Source organism: Lichenifustis flavocetrariae (assembly GCF_026130545.1).
Taxonomy (GTDB): domain Bacteria; phylum Pseudomonadota; class Alphaproteobacteria; order Rhizobiales; family Beijerinckiaceae; genus Lichenihabitans; species Lichenihabitans flavocetrariae.
The window spans coordinates 335,233-356,676 of record NZ_JAMOIM010000001.1 but is presented as its reverse complement, the minus strand read 5'-3'; the positions used below and the strand labels follow the sequence as shown (position 1 = coordinate 356,676).

The 21,444-nt window shown below is 63.2% G+C and carries 19 protein-coding genes; 12 read left to right on the top strand and 7 right to left on the bottom strand.

Going from position 1 to position 21,444, the window contains the following annotated elements:
- Positions 1-15: 15 nt before the first annotated feature.
- The 3 genes from tagF (at position 16) to M8523_RS01640 (ending at position 3,986) form a co-directional block, all read left to right on the top strand.
- Positions 16-705 carry a type VI secretion system-associated protein TagF gene (gene tagF / locus M8523_RS01650; protein ID WP_282583072.1) on the top strand — a complete coding sequence of 230 codons (690 nt, stop codon included), beginning with the start codon at positions 16-18 and terminating at the stop codon, positions 703-705.
- Positions 706-723: 18 nt separating this feature from the next.
- Positions 724-1,503 carry a PP2C family protein-serine/threonine phosphatase gene (locus tag M8523_RS01645; RefSeq protein WP_282583071.1) on the top strand — a complete coding sequence of 260 codons (780 nt, stop codon included), beginning with the start codon at positions 724-726 and terminating at the stop codon, positions 1,501-1,503.
- A 74-nt stretch (positions 1,504-1,577) separates the two neighbouring features.
- On the top strand, positions 1,578-3,986 hold the full coding sequence (locus M8523_RS01640; protein WP_282583070.1) for a protein kinase domain-containing protein: 2,409 nt from the start codon (positions 1,578-1,580) through the stop codon (positions 3,984-3,986).
- Between the two features lie 9 nt (positions 3,987-3,995).
- On the opposite strand, the gene M8523_RS01635 is transcribed toward M8523_RS01640, so the two are convergent.
- Positions 3,996-4,682, bottom strand: a complete 687-nt coding sequence (locus M8523_RS01635) for a Crp/Fnr family transcriptional regulator (RefSeq protein ID WP_282583069.1) — start codon at positions 4,680-4,682, stop codon at positions 3,996-3,998.
- A 213-nt stretch (positions 4,683-4,895) separates the two neighbouring features.
- Between M8523_RS01635 and M8523_RS01630 the strand changes: the two genes are divergently transcribed.
- Positions 4,896-5,594 (top strand): HAD family hydrolase, encoded by a 699-nt coding sequence (locus M8523_RS01630; RefSeq protein ID WP_282583068.1) that lies wholly within the window; start codon positions 4,896-4,898, stop codon positions 5,592-5,594.
- Positions 5,595-5,660: 66 nt separating this feature from the next.
- Here the strand turns inward: M8523_RS01630 and M8523_RS01625 are convergent, their stop codons facing one another.
- Positions 5,661-6,365 (bottom strand): FadR/GntR family transcriptional regulator, encoded by a 705-nt coding sequence (locus M8523_RS01625; RefSeq protein ID WP_282583067.1) that lies wholly within the window; start codon positions 6,363-6,365, stop codon positions 5,661-5,663.
- Between the two features lie 119 nt (positions 6,366-6,484).
- Between M8523_RS01625 and M8523_RS01620 the strand changes: the two genes are divergently transcribed.
- The 4 genes from M8523_RS01620 to M8523_RS01605 all read left to right on the top strand — a co-directional run bounded on the left by M8523_RS01620 (position 6,485) and on the right by M8523_RS01605 (position 11,203).
- Positions 6,485-7,498: a zinc-binding alcohol dehydrogenase family protein gene (locus M8523_RS01620; protein ID WP_282583066.1), complete on the top strand. Its 1,014-nt coding sequence runs from the start codon at positions 6,485-6,487 to the stop codon at positions 7,496-7,498.
- Positions 7,499-7,647: 149 nt separating this feature from the next.
- Positions 7,648-8,604, top strand: coding sequence for an ABC transporter substrate-binding protein (locus M8523_RS01615; protein WP_345894208.1), 957 nt, complete (start codon positions 7,648-7,650; stop codon positions 8,602-8,604).
- A gap of 63 nt (positions 8,605-8,667) precedes the next feature.
- Positions 8,668-10,188 (top strand): sugar ABC transporter ATP-binding protein, encoded by a 1,521-nt coding sequence (locus M8523_RS01610; RefSeq protein ID WP_282583065.1) that lies wholly within the window; start codon positions 8,668-8,670, stop codon positions 10,186-10,188.
- Between the two features lie 22 nt (positions 10,189-10,210).
- A complete protein-coding gene (locus tag M8523_RS01605; RefSeq protein WP_282583064.1) occupies positions 10,211-11,203 on the top strand; it encodes an ABC transporter permease in 993 nt (330 codons plus the stop codon).
- 62 nt (positions 11,204-11,265) lie between these two features.
- Here M8523_RS01605 and msrA read toward each other — a convergent pair whose 3' ends face one another.
- Both msrA and msrB read right to left on the bottom strand, forming a co-directional pair.
- Positions 11,266-12,003 (bottom strand): peptide-methionine (S)-S-oxide reductase MsrA, encoded by a 738-nt coding sequence (msrA, locus tag M8523_RS01600; protein ID WP_282583063.1) that lies wholly within the window; start codon positions 12,001-12,003, stop codon positions 11,266-11,268.
- A 212-nt stretch (positions 12,004-12,215) separates the two neighbouring features.
- Entirely contained in the window at positions 12,216-12,704 is a 489-nt protein-coding gene (gene msrB, locus M8523_RS01595) for a peptide-methionine (R)-S-oxide reductase MsrB (RefSeq protein WP_428349594.1), read from the bottom strand.
- A 490-nt stretch (positions 12,705-13,194) separates the two neighbouring features.
- Here msrB and M8523_RS01590 point away from each other — a divergent pair, with 490 nt between their 5' ends.
- From M8523_RS01590 to M8523_RS01575, 4 genes are read left to right on the top strand one after another with little or no spacing between them, the layout of a single operon-like run.
- Positions 13,195-14,133: a TRAP transporter substrate-binding protein gene (locus M8523_RS01590; RefSeq protein WP_282583062.1), complete on the top strand. Its 939-nt coding sequence runs from the start codon at positions 13,195-13,197 to the stop codon at positions 14,131-14,133.
- Positions 14,130-14,633 carry a TRAP transporter small permease gene (locus M8523_RS01585; protein ID WP_282583061.1) on the top strand — a complete coding sequence of 168 codons (504 nt, stop codon included), beginning with the start codon at positions 14,130-14,132 and terminating at the stop codon, positions 14,631-14,633. Before M8523_RS01590 ends, M8523_RS01585 begins: the two co-directional genes overlap by 4 nt.
- The gene (locus tag M8523_RS01580) at positions 14,630-15,916 is read left to right on the top strand and encodes a TRAP transporter large permease (RefSeq protein WP_282583060.1); all 1,287 of its coding nucleotides are present in this window, start codon (positions 14,630-14,632) and stop codon (positions 15,914-15,916) included. Before M8523_RS01585 ends, M8523_RS01580 begins: the two co-directional genes overlap by 4 nt.
- 3 nt (positions 15,917-15,919) lie before the next feature.
- Complete coding sequence (locus M8523_RS01575; protein ID WP_282583059.1) at positions 15,920-17,152, top strand: aspartate aminotransferase family protein; 1,233 nt, start codon at positions 15,920-15,922, stop codon at positions 17,150-17,152.
- Here M8523_RS01575 and M8523_RS01570 read toward each other — a convergent pair.
- The 3 genes from M8523_RS01570 to M8523_RS01560 form a co-directional block, all read right to left on the bottom strand.
- Positions 17,116-17,997, bottom strand: coding sequence for a LysR family transcriptional regulator (locus M8523_RS01570; protein ID WP_282583058.1), 882 nt, complete (start codon positions 17,995-17,997; stop codon positions 17,116-17,118). The genes M8523_RS01575 and M8523_RS01570 overlap by 37 nt on opposite strands.
- A gap of 510 nt (positions 17,998-18,507) precedes the next feature.
- On the bottom strand, positions 18,508-19,950 hold the full coding sequence (gene lpdA, locus M8523_RS01565) for a dihydrolipoyl dehydrogenase (protein WP_282583057.1): 1,443 nt from the start codon (positions 19,948-19,950) through the stop codon (positions 18,508-18,510).
- Positions 19,951-20,051: 101 nt separating this feature from the next.
- The gene (locus M8523_RS01560) at positions 20,052-21,431 is read right to left on the bottom strand and encodes a pyruvate dehydrogenase complex dihydrolipoamide acetyltransferase (RefSeq protein WP_282583056.1); all 1,380 of its coding nucleotides are present in this window, start codon (positions 21,429-21,431) and stop codon (positions 20,052-20,054) included.
- Between the last annotated feature and the right edge of the window lie 13 nt (positions 21,432-21,444).

The window sequence follows — 21,444 nt, the reverse complement described above, 5'->3', positions numbered from 1 at the left end:
ACGGAACCCTCTGCCATGCGCAACGGACTCTATGGGAAACTCCCTTCGAAGCGCGACTTCATCGCCGTGTCGGCGTCCCGGGAATTCTTGGTGCTCTGGGAAGCCTGGCTGCAGGGAGGCGTTTCGGCGAGTGCGCTGCGGCTCGGTACCGCTTGGCGACCGGCTTTCCTGAAAGCCCCGATCTGGCGTTTCTGGCTCGGGTCTGAGCTCTGCGGCGAGACGATCATCGGGGCTTTCATGCCGTCGCTCGATGCGATCGGACGGTACTTCCCGCTCACGGTCTTCGTTCGGGCCGGTGACGCCCGCGCGCTCCCGCCGCCGGAATTCGAAGCTCAGACCGGATGGTTCACGGCGGCCGAGGACTTCCTTCTGTCGACCCTCGAACCCGAGACCACCTATGAAAGCGTCGTGGCGGCGCTCGACCGACTGGAAACCCCCAGCGATGCCATCCCGCCTTTCGCCAGGCGGGGAGCGCTTTCACTGTCTGACGGCACGGTCCTGATCGAGGCCGCCCAGGATCATTTCACCGACGTTTTCACTTCGGCCCGTATGGCTGACCATGCCGCCGCCTATGCGGCATCAAGCTTCTGGTGGACTGTGGGTGGCGAAGGGTTTCCGGCCTTCGCCATGGCCAAGCGCCGGATGCCGGACCCATTCGTGTTCACCGGAATGATGACGGGCGATTTCAGCGACTTGCTGGCGTGATGCCGGGAGGCTCAAACCATGGTCCCTCCTCTCCTGTCACGCTTCGAGACAGGTGCCTCGACCCATCCCGGCACGCAACAGCGCGAGAACCAGGACGCCTGCCTGGCCGGTACCCCGGCGGGCCTCTGGGCGGTGGCGGACGGCATGGGCGGCCACGATGCCGGGCACTATGCCAGCCATGCCATGATCGATGCGCTCCGCACGATCATGCCGCAGGCCTCGGCCGCTCAGCTGCTCCGCGCCTGCGAAGCCTGTGTGGTCGACGTCAACAATGAATTGATGCGGGTCGCTGCTGAGACAGGCACCGTTATCGGTACGACCCTTGCGGCTCTCCTGACCCATGACGTCCACTATGCGTGCGTATGGGCCGGAGACAGCCGCATCTACCTCGTTCAAAAGGACGGCATTGCGTTGGTGTCACGAGACCATACGGAGGTCCAGGATCTCGTCGAACGTGGCCTACTCACCGAGCAGGAGGGCCGCACCTCGCCGGGCCGTCACATTCTGACGCGCGCCATCGGGGTGTCGAGCGAGCTAGAGCTGGAAATCGCTCAAGGGGTGCTTCGACATGGTGACACGTTCCTGCTCTGCTCCGATGGCCTCACGAACTATGTGACGGATGCCGAACTCCATGCCACGCTACCCGGCCGAACTCCGCAGGACGCCTGCCGCGCCTTGGTGGATCTCGCGATCGGGCGTGGTGGCGTCGACAATGTCACGGTGGTGGTGGTCCGGTACTACTTTCATTGCGAGCCGACTTCCGGCGCTACGACGATCCTCGATCCAAACCCTTTTTGACCCTCCTCCTGCGACGCGCTCGCGGTTGGATCGAACGATGATAAGGTAGCGCGATTGTCAAAACAGGATGTTCCGTGTCCGAGGCGCTGACCGAACGTAGGCTAGCCGCCATCATCCTCGGCGACGTGGTTGGATATAGCCGGCTCATGGGGATCGACGAAGTCGGCACTATGGCGGCCCTGAAGGCGCATCGCCGGGACCTCATTCTGCCCGCGCTCGCCTCGTTCCGGGCTCGCCTGGTCGATGCGGCGGGCGATTCCATGCTGATGGAATTCGGTAGCGCCGTCGCGGCGGTCTCCTGCGCGATCGCGATCCAGCGCGGCATGCTGGCCCGAAACGCAACAGTGCCCCCTGAGCGTCAGTTGCGGTTCCGCCTCGGGATCAACCTCGGCGACATTGTGGTCGACGGCGACAAGATCTACGGCGACGGCATCAATGTGGCGGCCCGGCTGGAAAGCCTATGCGAGCCCGGCGGGCTTTGCATCTCGCGCTCGATCCAGGAGCAGATCCGGGGCCGCCTCCCCTTCCCGTTCGTCGATGCGGGCGAACAGACGCTGAAGAACATTGCCCATCCGGTGCAGATCTTCCGGTTGGCGGCAGACTATATCGCCACCCTGCCCGAGACGGAGTTGCCGACGATTTCCTCGGCATCAACCATCGCCCAGCCAATCTTGCAGCCAGGTTCGGTCCTCAACGACACCTATCAGATCGACACGCCGATCGGCAGCGGCGGAATGGGGGAGATCTTCAAAGGCCACGAAATCCACAGCGGCGGCGGCGTGGCCATCAAGGTGATCCGGCCCGACATGATGGACAACAAGGTGGCGGCGGCGCTGTTCCAGAAAGAAGCCCTTGTCCTCAAGGACATCACGCATGATGCGATCGTCCGCTACTACAGTTTTTCCTTCGATCCGACATTGCGGCGGCATTATCTCGCGATGGAATTCGTCGACGGTCCACCGCTGCCGGAGCTGTTGAAGCAAGGCCCCCTGTCGTTCGACGAGGTCTCGGCCCTGCGTCGGCGGGTCGCGTCCGGTCTCCAGGTCGCTCATGGTCGCGGCATCGTTCATCGCGACATCTCGTCGGACAATATCATCGTGCCGGCACGGGACGTTTCGCGCGCGAAGATCATCGATTTCGGCATTGCCCGGGCCGCCGAGATCGGAGGCGCGACGATTATCGGCGACGGGTTTGCGGGCAAGTACAACTACGTCTCACCTGAGCAGCTCGGCTTGATGGGCGGTAACGTGTCCCCGCTTTCCGACATCTACAGTTTCGGGTTGGTTCTCGCGGAATCCAGTCTCGGGAGACCGCTCGACATGGGTGGCACGCAGGCCGAGGTCGTCGAAAAGCGGCAAGGGGTGCCAAGCCTCGAAGGGATCGATCCAAGGCTGCGGCCCCTGCTCGAACGCATGCTGCAGCCCCATCCGCAAAAGCGGCCGCAATCGATGCAGGAGGTCGCGGAATGGACAGCCAAGGTGGAGCGCGCGAGCTTCCCCGCTCCGCCGGCGGAGACGCAGAGGCTCGCGCCCTCGGCTCGCGCTTTCCTGCCCGTCGAACGGCCGAAGGTTCCGGTGGAGCGCTGGATCCTCGGCTGTGCGTTGGGGCTCATCCTGGTCGGTGGCGCGGGTTTGGGTGCCTATGAGTGGCTGGCGCCGCGTGAGCGACCCCGCCTGGCCTCCTCGGCCGTGCCAACCGAAACAGCAGTGCCGACGGAGACGCAGGGGCCAAAGAATCCCGATGACAAGCCCACAGACGGCGGAACAGCCAACGAGCAATCGTCCGCGCTCAATTCGGACAAGGCCAACCAGGATACACCTGTTCAACCTCAGCCCCCCAAGGCACCGGCTCAACCGCCTCGGACCGCGGCCGATCGCACCATCGACTACATCAAGGCTTATGACGGCGGCGGATGCTTTTTGGCCTTACCGGTCAAAGTGACGGACACCTCAGCCGCGATCGACGGTTTTGCCCAGGCCAAGGATGCGTTCCAGGCCTTCGACGCGGCCTTCACCCGGGATATCGGCTTCTCGCCGGAGATCGTCGGCAACAGGATCTGGTCCAAGCAATGCCCCGCCGTCGACTTCCTGCGGCAGGCCGGGAAGGACGGAGCCGAGGCTCCCTCTCTGTTCGTGAAAAACACCAGCGTCGGTCGGGGCAAATCCGTTGCGGGATCGATTTCCGGTTCCGCCAGGACACTGGCCTTGCTGCTCGTTCAAGAAGATGGCGGCGTCGTCGACCTGTCCAAAAGCCTGAAGGACGACGGGGATGCAAAGACCTTCGATATTCCTGTCTCGCACAATCCAGGTGCCGGACGCGTGCCTGAAATGTTGATTTCGGTTGCGAGTTCCGGTCCCTTCGATGTCCTTAAACAGGAGGGCGCTCAACAGGCCGACAAGCTCTTCGGCACGATGCTCGACGAAGCCAAGCGCCGAGGCGATCGTGTCGCCGCAAGCGCCAAACTGTTCCTGCTGACACCCTGATAGGGCGGATCACATCTTTCGTGCTTCCGCCGCGAGTGCGTCGGTATTCTTGACCGCGATCGTGCCGCGCCTCAGGTCGAGGATGCCGCTCTTATGCCAGAGCTGAAGCTGCCGGTTGACGCTTTCGCGGGCCGCCCCGACATGAGCGGCCAATTGTTCCTGTGAAATCGTGACGTCGCTGCCGAAATCCTCCGAGAGAACCAGTAGTCGGCGCGCCAGGCGGGCGCCCATCTTCAAGCTCACGACTTCTTCCATCCGGCCGGACATATAACGAAGCCGTTTGCACAAAAGCTCGATGAACTTGAGCGCGATACTTGGCTCTCGCTCGAGATGCGCGATCACGTGCTCACGGCGGAGGGAAAACAATTCAGTCGCTTCCAACGCGACCGCATCGGCGGTGCGTTCGCAGCCGTCGAGCATCGCAACCTCTCCGAAAATATCGCCACTGCCCAGAGTGTTCAGGGTCACGTGGGTTCCATTCCGGGTCCAGAATTCGATTCCGATCTGGCCCCGCCGAATGCCGTAGAGGGCGTCGCCCGGATCGCCCTTGCGAAACAGCACCTCCTTGGGGGTCAAGCAACGTGTGGAGCAGAGACCGGCGAGACCGGCGATAATATTGGGGTCCAGGTCGCCGAACAGCGGGTTGATACGGAGGAGAACTGCAAATTCTGGCGCATGGGAGGACTGTGTCTTCATGGCGACCCTCATCCCAAACCGACGGGCAATGAGCCAGTCCTAGTCTAAAATGCGAGCGATCGGTAGATTGCGATTTGGCTGTGGTGGGATCTCCAACTTCGATCCGGCCTGCGAGAACCCGGCACGCGAAAGGCTGGTTCTCGTGAATAACAGGCATTCTGAGCGACACCTGTCCGCTCGATCCAAGGTCACATTCGAGGGGTATGGCCGGCCATGCTGAAGCTTGATCCAATTCCTAAGGTCATCACCTTCGATTGCTATGGCACGCTGGTGCAATGGCACGACGCCGTGAGGCGGGCAGTCCGCGCAATCCTTTCCAGGCGTCTGCGAGGGAACGAGACGGACGAGCAGGTAACTGCCCTCGCTGATCGGCTGCGTGAGGCGGCGGTGGAGCGGCAGCAGCGTTCGCCCTTCTGCAACTACAAAGCCGTCTTGCAGTCGAGCCTCAACGAAGTGCTGCGTGATGCTGGTTACTCTGCCACCTCGGACGATCAGGAAACATTGCTGTCGATCCTGCGGTGGATCGCGCCCCATCCCGAGGTGCCGGCCGCGCTGGCTCGGCTACGGGAGCGCTATAGGCTCGCAGTCATCAGCAACACCGATGACGAGCTGATAACCGGCACGATTGCCGCGATCGGCACCCCGCTCGACTACGTCGTCACGGCTCAGCAGGCTCGAGCATATAAACCGGATCATCAGCTGTTCCTGCACGCATATGCCGTCATGGGGGTGACGAAGGACGAGACCATTCACGTCGGCATGGGTCAGTTCACCGACCTCAAGGTCTGCCACGAACTCGGTATCGGATCCGTCTGGATCGACCGGATCGGCGAGCCGCTCAATCCGGACTGGGTGCCCGACGTCGTGCTGGACGATCTTTCAGGATTACCGGAGTTGCTGCTGCCGTCCTGACACTTCAGTCTCGTTGAGGCCCTCAACTGGGCCTTGGCAACGTTCGACAGCAGAGCGAGCGCCGGCTCACTCTTCCATGTCACGCGTCCACCGGTCTGCGGAAAGCTGGATGTGGCGGGTCATGGCGGATTGAGCCCAGAGCGGATCCACGGCCTCGAAAGCCGCGTAGATCAGTTCGTGCTCGGCCAAGGCCGCGATCCAGGTGTCGGGCGTCTCGTATTTTCGGCTGAGACCGGCAGCGATGCGGCTCTGACGCTCGTCGAACATCTCGCCGACGATGCGAGCCAGCACCGAATTGCCGGCCTGCTGAGCGATCGCCATGTGGAAGGCGCGATCGTGTTCGAAGGGCGTCACTCCTTCCGCAATCATCGACCGCATCCGATCAAGCATCTGCCGCAACTCCGCGAGCGCTTCCGGTGTCATGCGGGCGCAAGCCAACACCACCGTTGCCCCTTCGATCGCCGCCCGCGCCTGCATTAACTCCGAGGGACTTTCGCCGAGCGCCTGGGTCGCGCTCCCCTGGGCCTCGGAGGGAGCGCAGACGTAAATGCCGGAGCCCATCCGGATGTCGACACTACCATCGATTTCGAGCGCGATCAGCGCTTCACGCAATGACGGCCGTGACACGTCGAGTTGCTGGGCCAAGTCCCGCTCGGCGGGTAGCCGCGACAGGGGCGGAAAACGACCGCTGCGGATATGCGCGCGAATCTGGTCCGCGACCTGCTGATAGAGCCGGCGCGGCTCGCCTCGCTTTGTAGGGGTTAGGCTCACTGGATCGAACCGATCAGACGGACTTGACGGCATGCAGCACATCTTAGTAGGTTGGCGCTAATTGGTAAGGCCAAAAATGACTGAATGGTCGGGATCGGGGAAGAAGCGTCGATGATCTCATGCTGACAATCGTGTGCGAGACTCCTGGTCTTTTGAAAGCGGAACAGCGCGCCAAGCCGATGCGGGGCAACGGCGAGGTGCTGGTGCGCATCCGCCGCGTGGGCATCTGCGGCACGGATCTCCACATCTTTTCAGGAAATCAGCCCTATCTCGCCTATCCGCGCGTGATGGGACATGAGCTCGCCGGGGTGATCGAGGAGGTGCCGGATGGCAGCGCGCTTCGCATCGGCGATACGGCTTGCATCATCCCCTACCTTTCCTGCGGCCATTGTGTCGCCTGCCGTCATGGTAAGACCAATTGTTGCACCACACTCCAGGTACTCGGGGTGCATCGCGACGGCGGAATGACGGGCTACCTGAGCCTGCCTGAGCACGCTATTCTGCCCGTGCCCGGCTTGAGCCTCGATGAGGCCGCCATGGTCGAGTTCTTGGCCATTGGGGCGCATGCGGTCCGGCGCAGCAATCTTGGTGGCGATGAACGGATTCTGATCGTCGGCGGGGGGCCGATCGGCATGGCGGTCGCGCTTTTTGCCGGTCTCAAGGGCGGTCGTGTGACAGTGCTCGATTCGCGCGCCGATCGCCTGGATTTCTGTTCGGCGCATCTCGGCGTTTCCTCCGTCGTGCAGACCGGCACGGACGACGCAGCCCAGCTGTCCCGACTTACGGATGGCGACATGTTCGATGTCGTCTTCGATGCGACCGGGAGCCCGGCCGCCATGGAGCGCGGCTTCGGTTTCGTGGCGCATGGCGGCACCTACGTGCTCGTCTCGATCGTCAGCAGCCAGATCAGCTTTTCTGATCCGGAGTTCCACAAGCGGGAGACGACGCTGCTCGGCAGCCGCAATGCGACGCGCGAGGATTTCGAGACCGTGGTGGCCGCACTCGGTGCAGGTCGGATTCCAACAAAGGCCCTCAACACGCATCGGCTTACCCTCGATCAATTGCCAAGCGAGTTCGCCAAGCTGATCGGGCCTGGCGCCGGGGTGGTGAAGGCTCTGGTTGAGGTCGACTGACGCAGCATTCGGTGGTGCGAGGCGCGGAAATAACTCGGCCGGACTGGCCACTGGTGTTCAACGCCGCGTGACCGCGTGCGTCGATTGTGGGATGGATCTCACCAAGGCGTCGAAGAACGCCCGACAAGACACATTACGGAGGGAATGCGATGAAAAAGATTCTTTTGGCGACGGTTTTTCCGATTCTCCTGAGCTTCGGCGGGACATCCTTTGCAGCCGAAACGACGATCCCGGTGATCGTCAAGGATACGACTTCGAACTATTGGCAGATCGTGCTGGCCGGCGCCCGCAAGGCAGGCAAAGACCTCGGCGTAAAGGTGCCGGAACTCGGCGCCCAATCCGAGTCGGACATCAATGGTCAAATCACGATCCTGGAGAATGCGGTCGCCAGCAAACCGGCCGCCGTCGTGATTTCGCCAACCCAGTTTGCGGCGCTCGGCAAGCCGATCGACGAAGCCGCGAAATCGGTGAAGATTATCGGCATCGACTCAGCCGCTGATTCCAAGGCGTTTACATCCTTCCTCACCACCGACAACGTCCAGGGCGGCCGTGTGGCGGCAGATGCACTCGCGGAGGGCGTGAAGGCTAAGACCGGCAAGGCCGAAGGTAATGTGGCGCTCATCAACTCGCTCCCGGGCGTCGGCTCGCTCGATCAGCGGGTACAGGGCTTCAAGGAAGAGTTGAAGAAATATCCCGGTCTGAAGCTGACACAGGAAAAGGTGGCGGACGGACAGGCCACCACAGGCCTGAACATCATGACGGACCTCATTACGGCCGACCCGACCCTCGTCGGTGCCTTTGCCGATAACCTCATCATGGGCCAGGGCGCGGGTCAGGCCGTTGCTGAGAACAAGCTCGGTGACAAGATGACCCTCATCGCGTTCGACAGCGACCCCAAGCTCGTAGGCTACCTTCAGGACGGCACAATCTATGCCCTGATTGTGCAGGACCCTTTCCGCATGGGTTACGATGGGGTCAAGACCGCCCTCGCCGCCTCCAAAGGCGAAAACGTGGCGGCCAATGTCGATACGGGCGTGAACGCCATCACCAAGGCCAATATGAGCACGCCCCGCAGCCAAGAATTGCTAAATCCCAAGCTGAACTGACCCGCCTATCGTCGACATTCTGCCGCCGTCCCACGCGGGCGGCGGCATTCGAGGGAGGGTTCCATGAGCACGATGACGCTCGAACGTCCTGCGGCGCAGGCCGTCGTGGCACCCCTTTTGGTGCTGCAGAAGCTCGATAAACGGTTTGGCGCCACCCACGCGCTGAAGAGCGTCGACCTCGACTTCATGCCCGGCGAAATCCACGCCATCGTGGGTGAGAACGGGGCCGGCAAGTCGACCCTGATCAAGACCCTGACAGGCGTTCATCAGCGTTCAAGCGGCGAGATCCTCTGGGAGGGCCGTTCGGTGGCGCTTGCCTCGCCGCATGAGGCAATCGGGCTCGGCATCAATGCGGTGCATCAAGAAGTGGTGCTGTGCCCGCATCTCAGCGTGGCCGCGAACCTGTTCCTCGGCGACGAGAGTACCCGCTTCGGTCTGTTGCGCCATCGCGCCATGGTGCGGGCCGGGCAGAAGATCCTCGACGACATCGGCTTCGCGATCCAGGCAGGCGCGACGCTGTCGAGCCTGACCATCGGCCAGCAGCAGTTGGTGGCGACCGCGCGGGCCTCGACCCGTGGCACGCGATTTCTCATCTTCGACGAGCCGACCGGCTATCTCACGCGGCAGGAAGCGGCTCAACTTTTCGCCCTCATCCGTCGGCTCAAAGCCGAGGGTGTGACGATCGTCTACATCAGTCACCGCCTGGAAGAAGTGTTCGAACTGGCTGACCGCGTGTCGATCCTGCGTGACGGCGCGCTGGTCTCGACCAGCAAGGTGAGCGAGACCAACGAGGGCGCGCTGATCAAAGGAATGATCAACCGTTCGGTCGATCAGATCCACTACAAGGAGACGATCCCGTTCGGGCCGGAGATCCTGCGCACCCAGGGGCTCTCGGGGCCGGGATTCACGGATGTTTCATTGGCGGTACGGGCGGGCGAAGTCGTCGGGCTCTATGGCCTGATCGGCGCGGGGCGCAGCGAGTTCGTGCAGACCGTCTTCGGGCGGTTTGCCAAAAGCGGCGGTTCGGTCTTCTGGAACGGTACGGAGATCACCATCCGCAACGAGGCCGATGCCATCCGACGCGGGATCGCGCTCGTGCCGGAAAGCCGTCGTGACCAGGGGCTTTGCCTCAATCTCGGGGTCGGGTTGAACATCAACCTGCCGGTTTTCGATCGGCTGACGCGGGGCATCCTGCTGCATCCAACCGCCGAGCGTTCGGCGGCCGACAAGCAGATCCGCGACGTGCAGGTCAAGACCGCCTCGCGCGAGGCCCATGTCTCGAGCCTTTCTGGCGGCAACCAGCAGAAGGTCGTGGTCGGCAAATGGCTGAACCACGGCGCCAAGCTGTTCATCTTCGACGAGCCGACCGTCGGAGTCGACGTCGGCACCAAGGTCGAGATCTACAAGATCTTCGCCCGGCTGCTGAAAGATGGCGCCGGCATCATCCTGATCTCGTCCTACCTGCCAGAGGTCTACGACCTCAGCGACACGCTGCACGTGTTCCGGCGCGGCCAATTGGTCGCGAGCCATGTCGGCCGCGAGGCGGACCAGGAATCCATTCTTACCGAAGCCATCGGCGTCTGACCCTCTTTTTCGCGAGCCCGCCATGACCGTGCAAACCAAGGACCCGCTCGCAACCGCGGCCCCGCCGAGCCCCGCCCCACGCGGGTCGCGCATGGGTCTCGTCTTGAGCCTGACGCTGCTAGGCCTGCTGCTGCTCCTGTGGATCGGGCTCTCGCTCTCCACCACCACCTTCCTGACGGAACGCAACCTCTCGAACCTCATGCGGCAGGGCTCGATGGTGGCGATCATCGCGGTGGGTCAGACCTTCGTGATCATCACGGCCGGTATCGATCTGTCGGTCGGCGCGGTCGTGGGATTCGCGAGCGTCATCACGGCGCTGCTCATGACGCACGGCTTCGGTATCGCAGGCGCGATTGCCCTGACGGTGTTGATGGGCGTCGCGGTGGGAGCCTTTCACGGTTTCGGTATCGTGCAGCTTGGCCTGCCGCCCTTCATCATGACCCTGGCCACGCTGACGGCCCTCCGCGGCATCGGCCTCCTGATCACGAACGGCCAGACAATTTCGGGCATGCCGAAGGAGTTCACTGGCTTCTCACTCGAAAGCTACTTCGGCATCCCGTCGCTCTTCTGGATGGTGATCGTCGTCGCGGTTCCGGCCTATGTGCTGCTGCAACACACCCGGTGGGGACGCTATCTCTACGCCATCGGCTCGAACGCGGAGGCCGCGCGGCTGACGGGCGTGAACGTCAAGGCGATGATCTATCTCGCCTATATCATCTCGGCGGGTCTCGCGGCCTTCGTCGGCGTGCTGCTAGCGGCCCGTATCGGCATCGGCAATGCCACGCAGGGCGAAGGCTGGGAGCTTCAGGCCATCGCGTCCTCGGTGATCGGCGGCACGAGCCTTTTCGGGGCAGTCGGCTCCGTGCAGGGGCCTCTCCTCGGCTCGTTTATCCTCACCACGATCAACAATGGCGCGAACCTGCTCAACGTGAATCCGTTCTGGCAGCGCATCATCACCGGCGCGTTGATTATCCTAATCGTCTACTTCGACCAGCTTCGGCGCAAAAAGCGGTAAACACCGCTTTGCGCCGAGAGCGCTCTCGTTGAGCGAAAGAGCAACAACCCGACTGCGGACCCTTAGTTCGTGTTCGGCGCTGCAGCGACGAGCACCGGGTCGGCGCGGTAGACGTCCGGATACATCCGCTTCAGGGCCTCGACCTTCGGGATGTCATTGACGGCGATATACGGATAGGTCGGGTTGCGGGCCAGGAAGTCCTGGTGATGCGCCTCCGCCGGATAGAAGCTCTTGCCCGGCTCGATCTTCGTCACCAGGGCGGCGTCGAAGACATGGGCGGCCCCGAGTTGGGACTTGTAGGCCTTGGCCACCCGGGCCTGCTCGTCGCTGGTGGGGAAGACGGCCGATCGATATTGGGTGCCGCTGTCGGGACCCTGGCGGTTCAGTTCGGTCGGGTTGTGCACGGCCGAGAAGTAGATTTGCAGAATCTTGCCATAGCTGATGCGGCGCGGGTCGAAGGTGATCTTCACCGACTCCGCGTGGCCGGTCGTGCCCTCGCTGACCTCGTCGTAGTTCGCCGTGCTCTTGTCGCCGCCGGCATAGCCCGAGACGGCGCTCGTCACGCCCTGGACATGTTGGTAGACACCCTGAACACCCCAAAAACAGCCGCCGGCCAGGACCGCGGTCTCCGATGTCGCTCCGTTCGGCGTTTCGTCAACGGCCGGCGCCGGCACGGCGCGAACTTCGTCGGCGAAGGACCGGGGCGCGAGCCCCAAAGCGGCGCCCGCCGCGACAAGGCCGGCGGCAAGAAGAACGGACCTGCCAGTCCGGCCCGAGATCCAATGCGTGTTTATTCTCATGATGAAGCTCCATTGTCAGCCAAGCGCAAAGGCATGAGCCTGAACGCAGGGTCGAGGAAGGTGATGTCGGACGTGTGATCGGCCATCGTACTGCCCGATCGCACAAGCATGTAGCGGCACGGGCTGGTCATGGTGCCGCGGCCATCCCGCGCCGTATCGACGAAACGGGTCCCGCACGGCGCCGCGCGAGAAGGACCATGGTGGTCCCGACGCTATGCCGCTGTCGGTTTGAACGACAGCGCCACTCCGTTCATGCAATAGCGCAGCCCTGTCGGCTTCGGGCCGTCATCGAAGACATGGCCGAGATGACCGCCGCAGCGCGCGCAATGGATGGCGGTGCGCGCCATGCCGAAGCTTGAATCGGTTTCCTGCCCCACACCCTTCTCGATCGGCGCCCAGAAGCTAGGCCAGCCCGTGCCACTGTCGAATTTCGTGTCGGAGGAAAATGCCGCCTGCTCGCAGCCAGCGCAGCTAAAGGTTCCAGCCCGGTGCTCGTCGAGCAGCTTGCTGGTGAAGGGCCGCTCCGTTCCACTCCTGCGCAGGACGGTGAACTGATCCCCGGTCAGAAGCTTGCGCCACTCGGCCTCGCTGTGCGTGACCGCGAAGGTCTCGGCCTTCGCATGTTGGCTCCACCCCATCGGCAGGAGAGCTGCTGACAATCCGGCCGCGGCCGTGCCCAAAAACGTGCGTCGCGTCGTCATCGATCATCTCCTCGCCTGCATTCCGCCCTGTACGAAGGAAGATACGTGGTGAGCCGCGCGCTCGTTACAGGAAGAACGCGGATGAAACGAATTTAACCTGGGCAGGAGGGTGATCGAGAGAGATCCGACCATCGGCCCTGCGGTTCGTCTTCGGGAGCCAGATGTCAGCATCGCCTCCGGAGAAGACAGCGGCTGTTGCTCATAGAAATGCCGGGTAAATTGACCTCGTGGACGATCGTCTCGACCCGTCGACCCAAGCGTCCACCGCATGGGAAATCCGTTCACTCCCACCGCGAAACCCAGAGCTCGCGCTGACGTCATAAGCATCACCGATAGCGTTGCGGAAATTCTTGGAAGCCACTGCTCCACGCGGAGTTTGACGCCCCTGGGACGGAGCCTCATCCTGACGCGATGTCAACGAAGAGGTGAGCCCGTGTTGAGGAGATCAAAGCTTCTGGCCATTGCGCTCTGTTGCACTGGACTGACGATCGTGGTGTCTCCTGCCGCACAGGCCGAAACCACGCTTCGCCTCGCTCATGCGAGCAGCGAGGACAGTTTGATTGATCAGGCCGTTCGCCGCTTTGCCGACGAGCTCAATCAGGCGACAAACGGCCAACTGACAATCCAGGATTTCCCGAACGGCCAACTTGGTGACGAGGGCCCCATCGCGGAAGGTGTCGGCGCAGGCTCAATCGACATCGGACTGGGTGGCGTCGTCGATGGCATTGATCCCAAACTGAACGTGCTCGCGCTCCCGTTCCTGTTCGACGATCTTGCCAACGTGCACGGGTTTCTGGATGGCCCGGAGGGTCAAAAGCTCAAGGCGCTTGGCCAGGACAAGGGTTTTGTTCTCCTCGGCTTTCTGGATTCCGGCTTTCGCGATTTTGCGAACAGCCGCCGGCCCATCAAAGCGCCAGCCGATCTGGCAGGTCTGAAGCTGCGCACGCCGCCGATCCCGGTCATCCTCGACACGTTGAAGGCGCTCGGCGCGCTGCCGCAGGCGATCCCGTTCGGGCAGGTCTACACAGCCCTGCAATCGCATGTGGTGGATGGGGTCGAGCCAGAGATGCGGGATTTCCAGGATCAGAAATGGTACGAGGCCGCCAAGTACTTGACGATTTCGAATTACATCTGGACCGCGAATTTCTGGTACATCAACAAGGATCGCTACGATGCCTTGCCGGCGGAGCAGCGAAAAGCCCTCGACACGTCGGCCGCCGACACTGTGACCTGGTATCGCGGTCAGCTCGACAGCACCTATGCGCGCGTCATTGCCGAGCTGAAGAGTAAGGGCGTCGAGGTCAACACGGTCGATAAGGGGCCGTTCCAGACCGCGGTGGCGTCGGTCTATGCCAAATATGGCCAAGTCTGGGGAAAGCCTTTCGTCGAGGAGGTTACCGCCGCCGCGAACCAAGCGAAAGGCAAGTGAGGTTTCCGCTGCGGCTGCTGACGGCGGCGGGCATTGGATCTTTACTTGTCATGGTTGCGGCCACCCTCATCGCGGTGGTCACGCGGTTCTTGGGTACGACCGGCTTCGAATGGTCGTATGAAGTCGCCGGGATCGCTTTCATCTGGACCACGTTTCTCGGCGCAGGTTTGGCCGAGGCACGGCGGGAGAATGCCGCCTTCGAGGTGTTAAGGTCGGCGGCCTCGCCGCCCTGGCAGCGTTTGCTCGAAAAACTGGGTGCGGTGGTGGTGCTGATCGTCGGTGCTGCCCTTCTGGTCAGCGGGATCGCGGCCATCGACCGTTCGGGCCTAGTCCCGACGCCGTTGCTGCGCTGGCCGGGCTTTGTCCAATTGACCGCGGCACCCGTGCTCGGAGCCTGCCTCGGTGTTCTGGCGCTACGTCGCCTCTTCGGTCGCGTGCCTCCATCCGAGGCGCACGCTCCCGCGACTGTCGGCCAGCAAGGCGCCGGAACGCCGGTATGACGGTCGCGCTCATGATCGGCACCTTCCTGGTGCTGTTGTTGGCCGGGATCCCGGTGGTTTGGGCCATGGCGGCCGCGACCTTGCTGGCCATCACGACGAGCGGACTGCATCTTCCGCTGTCCTGGCTCGCGTCGCAGACCCTGCACGGGGCCGACAGCATAACCTTATCGGCGATCCCACTGTTTCTCTTGGCAGGGGGGATCATGAACGAGGGCGGCCTGACGCGTCGCATCGTGGGTGTCGCGGAAAGCCTTTTCGGGCGTCTGCGTGGCGGCCTCGGGCTCGCCAATGTCGCGACTTGTCTCGTGTACGGCGGCATCAGCGGCTCTGCGACGGCCGACACGGGAGCCGTGGCGTCCATCATGATACCGGCCATGCACGCGCGGGGGTATCCCCTCGCGTTTGCGGCGGCCGTCACCGCCGCCTCGGGGACGCTCGGCATCATCGTGCCGCCAAGCGTGATCATCATCCTTTATGGAGTGATCACCAACACGTCGATCGGCGGATTGTTCGTGGCCGGCATTGTCCCCGGTCTGCTGGTCAGCGCAGCCTTCATGCTGGTTTCCTATGGCGTCGGAGTCCGTCACGGCTTTCCCCGCCTTGAGCAGCGGTTGACAATGCGCCGCTTCATGGCCGAGACCGGCGCCGCCGGACCGGCCCTGCTGATGCCGCTGCTGATCCTCGGCTCCATCGTCGGTGGCCTGGCAACAGCAACCGAAGCCGCAGGTCTCGCGGTGATTTACGCGCTACTGGTCGGGGCTTTGGTTTATCGGGAGTTGAAACCCGGTCATCTGATCGGGATTGCCCGGGACGCTCTCGCCACGACGGGCGCGATCATGATGGTCATGGCGGTGGCAACACCATTCGCTTGGGTCCTGACTGTCGAGCGCATCCCCATGCTGGCGGCTTCCTGGATTACCGGACTCCATGTCGGCCCGGCGCTCACGATGATGCTTGTCCTCGGGTTGCTGAAAGTCGTGGGCTTCTGGCTCGACCTCGGGCCAGCCCTGGTCATTCTCGGCCCTATCCTTCATCCGATCGCACGCGCGGCGGGCTTCGGTGAATACCAGATCGGCCTCCTGTTCATCGTGACGCTCGGCATCGGGCTCTTCACGCCCCCGATCGGCACCAACATCTTCGTGGTTTGCAACGTCGCCCGCGTGGACATGTGGGCTGTGTCGCGCTGGCTCGCGCCCTACTGGGCCGCAAGCGTGGCCTGCGTGGTCCTGCTCGCAATGGTAGCGCCCCTGACCGAGTGGCTGCCGCACTTTTTCGGACTTTGAGGCATGGCGGCAACCCATCTCGTCGGCGGCATATCCAGTGCTGGCCGTTCCCTGCCCGGCGAAGCCTTCTCGGTGCAGCGCGCGGCGGGCCCCTATCTTTGGGATACGGACAACCGGCGCTACATCGACACGGCATTGGGGTTTGGTGGCACGATCCTCGGACACGCCCCGCCAACCGTAATCGAAGCAGCACAGCGAGCCTTGCGCGATGGTCCGTTGCCGGCCTTCGCCCATCGCAGCGAGGAAGCGGCTGCCGCCGCGCTGGCTGCCCATGCGGGTGCGCTCACGCGGGTGGTGTTCACCAATAGCGGGAGCGAAGCCGTCCACCTCGCCTGTCGCATCGCCCGCGCTTGTACCGGCCGCTCACGCGTGGTGAAGATGGCGGCCGGCTATGACGGCTGGTACGACGATCAAGCCTTCGGCAACGCCGGTTCGATGGAAGCCCACCCGGCGGCGAACCATAGGCCCGACAATGGCTCCATGGTTCTGGCCCGATTCAATGATCTCGCCGATGCGGAAGCGGTCTTCGCGGAACGCACTGACATTGCGGGGATCATCGTCGAGCCCATGATGGCCAACGCGGGTTGCATCATGCCCGCGCCCGGCTACCTTGAGCATCTCCAAACCCTCGCACGCCGACACGGCGCCCTTCTCATCGCCGACGAGGTGCTGATGGGGTTCCGCCTCCATGCAGGGCTGACGAGCCACCGTCTCGGACTCGATCCCGATCTTGCCACTGTCGGCAAGGCAATCGGAAGCGGCATGGCGGTTGCGGCCGTCCTTGGGCGCCTCGACGTCATGCGGGTTCTGGAAGATGGGCGGGCCAACCGCGCGGGGACCTATAGTGGCAATCCTGTCGCTTGCGCAGCGGTCAACGCGACATTGGCCGAACTCGACCAACAAGATTATCCAGCCCTGCTCGCGCGAGGCGACGCCCTACGGAGCCGATTTGCGGCATGCCACACCGGGTCGGCTGTCGAGATCGAGACAAGCGGCTATGGCACTGTCTTCACGATCTGGCCGGGTGCCCGCCCGACAAACTACACTGAGGCCTTGGCCTTTGCGCAACCGACATTCTCCCTCGAGCTTCATCACGCGATGCGGGCGCGAGGCGTGATCGTGATGCCGCAGTGTTTCGGTCGCGTGTATATGTCGTTTTCTCACGGACCGGAGGAGATCGATGCTCTCGCGGCTGCCTTTCAGGCGGCAGTGGCAGTCCTCCCGTCCGAGACCTGATCCGGAACGAAGCGATCCCGGAGAATTCGCGCCAGTCGTCGTGGCATGACGCCAACGCCCTCGCCAACGAGAAGAGCGAGTTCGAGGGTCGGAAGGTCCGGCAACCCGTCCTCGGGTCCGACGACACGGAAATGCGCCGGGACGCAGGAGGCAGGTAGAACGGCGAGCGCTCCCCGCTCAACCGCCGCATAGATCCCATGCAGGTGACTGCAGGTGAATGCAAGGCGCCAGGGGCGGCGGAGCGCCTCCAAGGCTTCGACGATCAAAGGCCGGGCGCGGCACTGGTCGCTGAACAGAGCCACGGGCAACACATCCTCCCGTTCGGGCCGGGTATCGTGCCGAGCGCACCAGACTTGCGGCTCGTCCCGCAGCTTTTCTCCTGCCAAGGATCGCCTGTCACGCGTGATGACCGCGATATCGAGGTCGCCCGCGGCAACCAGCGTCTCCAATCGCCGGGAAAAGTCACAGGTGATCTCGACCTGAACACGGGGCCAAGCCGCTGCGAAATGCGACAGCACCGACGATCCCAGCCCATCCATGTAGTCGTCCGGTAGACCGAGTCGCACACGCGCATGGTCGACATCGCCCTGCAGGCACTTGAGGGCCTCCGTTTCGAGCGCGATGATCCGTAGGGCATATGTCACGAGGGCGAGGCCGGCGGGCGTGGCCATAACGCCTCGTGGTGTCCGTTCGAACAATCGAACCTTCACTTGCTCTTCAAGTCGGGCCACCGTGAACGAGATGGCGGCCTGGCTCCGCCCGATCTCCCTTGCGGCAGCGGAAAAACTCTGACGACGGCTGACCGCGATCAGCACTGCAAGAGAATCGATATCCAAGTGCTGCATCACCGCTCCTGTCCATTGTACGGCGGCCGCAAACCCCAATCGCCAGGAGGCTGTCGTTGACAAACGCCTCTGAGGCGTTAGCAAACATCGTGCCTCAGGACATGGCAAGCTTGTAAGCTCATCGATTGCTCAACGGCATGTTGCCAGCGCCCCTCCGGAGTGCTGGACTTCATGATCGATGGCATCGCTCGCCGCGCGGCCCTGAAGCGTATGAACACCGTGTCAGCTGGACATTCGTCTCGCAGGAAGGTGTCGTAGACGACGGGCTCGCCACCGTCCTCGTCAGAGGCCCGATACCGAACAGATGCAACGATGCGACCCGCATGATCGCTTCGCGCAAACGTCGAGGCGGTACTCGGTCTCGGTCATCTCGCCAGGCAGTCCGGAGAGAAGGCGCACGCAATATGTTGCCAGGCGTATTTGTTGGCTTGGTTGAATAGGCGCTCATGCCCTGCGATCAGTGCGACCCGCTATGGCATGCTTGCGGCGTTCGCACCAAGATATCGCATACTACATATGCACCACCCGACCATAAGCATCCAACACGCTCTCGTGCATCGTCTCGGACAGCGTCGGATGCGGGAAGACGGCGTGGATAAGCTCTTCTTCCGTGGTCTCGCAATTCATCGCGACCACGAATCCCTGGATGAGCTCGGTGACTTCGGCGCCGATCATATGGGCGCCGAGGAGCTGGCCGGTCTTGGCGTCGAAGATGGTTTTCACAAGGCCTTCGGGTTCGCCAAGCGCGATGGCTTTGCCGTTGCCGATGAAATTGAAGCGGCCGATCTTGAGTTCATGACCGGCTTCCTTGGCCTTGGCTTCGGTCAGCCCCACCGAGGCGATCTGCGGATTACAGTAGGTGCAGCCCGGGATCATGGCGCGGTCGAGCGCATGGGTGTGCAGGCCCTTGATGGTCTCGATGCAGATCACGCCCTCGTGCTCGGCCTTGTGGGCCAGCATGGGCGCGCCAGCGATATCGCCAATGGCGTAGATGCCGGGCACGTTGGTGGCCCCTTTGCCGTCCGTTGCGACGATACCGCGCTCGATCTTCACGCCGAGCTTCTCCAGCCCGAGATTGTCGATGTTGCCGACGACCCCGACGGCCGAAATCAGCCGGTCGGCCGTGATCTTGCTGAGCCCGCCCTTGCCATCATCGATCGTCGCCGTGATTGACGACTCGCCCTTCTCGACGCCGGTCACCTTGGCGCCGGTGATGACCTTGATGCCCATCTTCTCGAAGCGCTTGCGGGCATGCGCCGCGATTTCGGCATCCTCCACCGGCAGGATCTGCGGCAGCACTTCGACGATCGTCACCTCGGCGCCCATGGTCCGGTAGAAATAGGCGAATTCCACGCCGATCGCGCCCGAGCCCATGACCAGCAGGGTCTTCGGCATGGTCTCGGGCACCATCGCCTCGTAATAGGTCCAGATCAGCTTGCCGTCCGGCTCGAGGCCGGGCAGCACACGCGGCCGGGCGCCGGTCGCCACGATGATGTTCTTAGCCGTGTAGGAGCCTGGCCCGAGGGCACCCTTGGGGGCCGGGATCGGCGGACGGCCAAGGGCGGATTTCGTCGCGGGCTTCACCGCGATCTCGCCCAACTTTGTGATCGAGGCCTCGCCCCAGATCACGTCCACCTTGTTCTTCTTGAGCAGGAAGCCGACGCCCGTCGCAAGCTGGTTCGACACGCCCCGCGAGCGTCCCACCACCTTGCCGAGATCGAAGCCGGGCGTGCCGGCCGACAGACCGTAGCTCTCGGCGTGCAGCATGCCGTGATAGATGTCGGCCGACCGCAGCAATGCTTTGGTCGGGATGCAACCCCAGTTGAGGCAGATGCCGCCCAAATGCTCACGGTCCACGACCGCCGTCTTGAAGCCAAGCTGCGCCGCCCGGATCGCGGTGACGTAGCCGCCGGGACCAGCCCCAATGATGATAACGTCGTAGGAATCAGCCATGAACGCCCCAAATTACTGCAGTCGAATAGAAGCCGTCCTTGCGAGCGGAGCGAAGCAATGCAGAACCCCGTCGCCGCTGGGTTGCCGCGACGGCGGAATGCTCAGACCAGCAAGCTCATCGGATGCTCGATCAGCGTCTTGAAGGCGGCGATCAGTTCTGCGCCCAACGCCCCGTCGACCGCGCGATGGTCCGTCGACAGCGTCACGGACATGATGGTCGCGATGGCAGGCGCGTCCTTCTTCACGACCACGCGCTTCTCCCCGGCACCCACTGCCAGAATGGTGGCATGCGGCGGGTTCACGATGGCCTGAAAGTTCTTGACCCCGAACATGCCGAGGTTCGAGACCGCGCAGGTCCCGCCCTGGTATTCCTCCGGCTTCAATTTCTTCGCGCGGGCCCGTGCTGCGTAATCCTTCATCTCGTTCGAGATAACCGACAACGTCTTGGTTTCGGCCGCCCGGATGATCGGGGTGATCAAGCCACCCGGAATCGACACCGCGACACCGATATCGGCGTGCTTGTGCTTCAGCATGGTGGCCTCGGTCCAGGTCACATTGGCCTCGGGCACGCGCTGCAGCGCCAGCGCCATGGCTTTGATGACCATGTCATTGACCGAGACCTTGTAGCCGGGCTTCCCATCCTTGTCCTTGGGGGCCGCGGCGTTGATCTGCTCGCGCAGCGCCAGCAGCGCGTCGAGTTCGCAATCGACCGTCACATAGAAATGCGGGATCGTCTGCTTGGCCTCGACGAGCCGGCGCGCGATGGTCTTGCGCATGCCGTCATGCGGCACCTCGGTGAATGAACCGGCCGCAAACATCTTCTTGACGGTCTCGTCAGATGCCGCAACAGGCTTCGGTGCTGGCGCAGGCGTCGCGGCCGGCGCTTGAACCTGGGAAGCGTCTGCGGCCTTGGGCGCTGCCTTCGCGGCCCCGCCCCCCGCCATCGCGGCTTTCACATCGCGCTCGACCACGCGGCCATGCGGACCCGAGCCCTGAATCGCGCCGAGATCGATCCCGCTCTCCTTGGCGATGCGGCGGGCGAGCGGCGAGGAAAAGACGCGGCCGCCTTCGGCCTTGTCATGCCCGTTCACGGCAGCCGGCTTGGCGGCCTGGCCGGCGACCGGCTCCATCTTGGGCGCGCGCTCGTATTGCAGGCCGACCGGCACCGCGAGATCGCCGGCTGCCGGAGCCGGTGCTTTGCTGGCCGCAGGAGCGGTGGTTACGCTGCCCGCATCTTCGCCTTCGCCCGCGATGACGCCAATCACATCGTTGACCGCCACATCCGCGGTGCCGTCCGGCACCACGATCTTGGCGAGCGTCCCCTCATCGACGGCCTCGACCTCCATCGTGGCCTTGTCGGTCTCGATCTCGGCAATGATGTCGCCGGCCTTGATCGCATCGCCTTCCTTCTTGAGCCAACGCGCAAGGTTGCCCTTCTCCATGGTGGGGGAGAGAGCCGGCATCAGAATGTTTGTGGGCATGGACGCCTCGAAA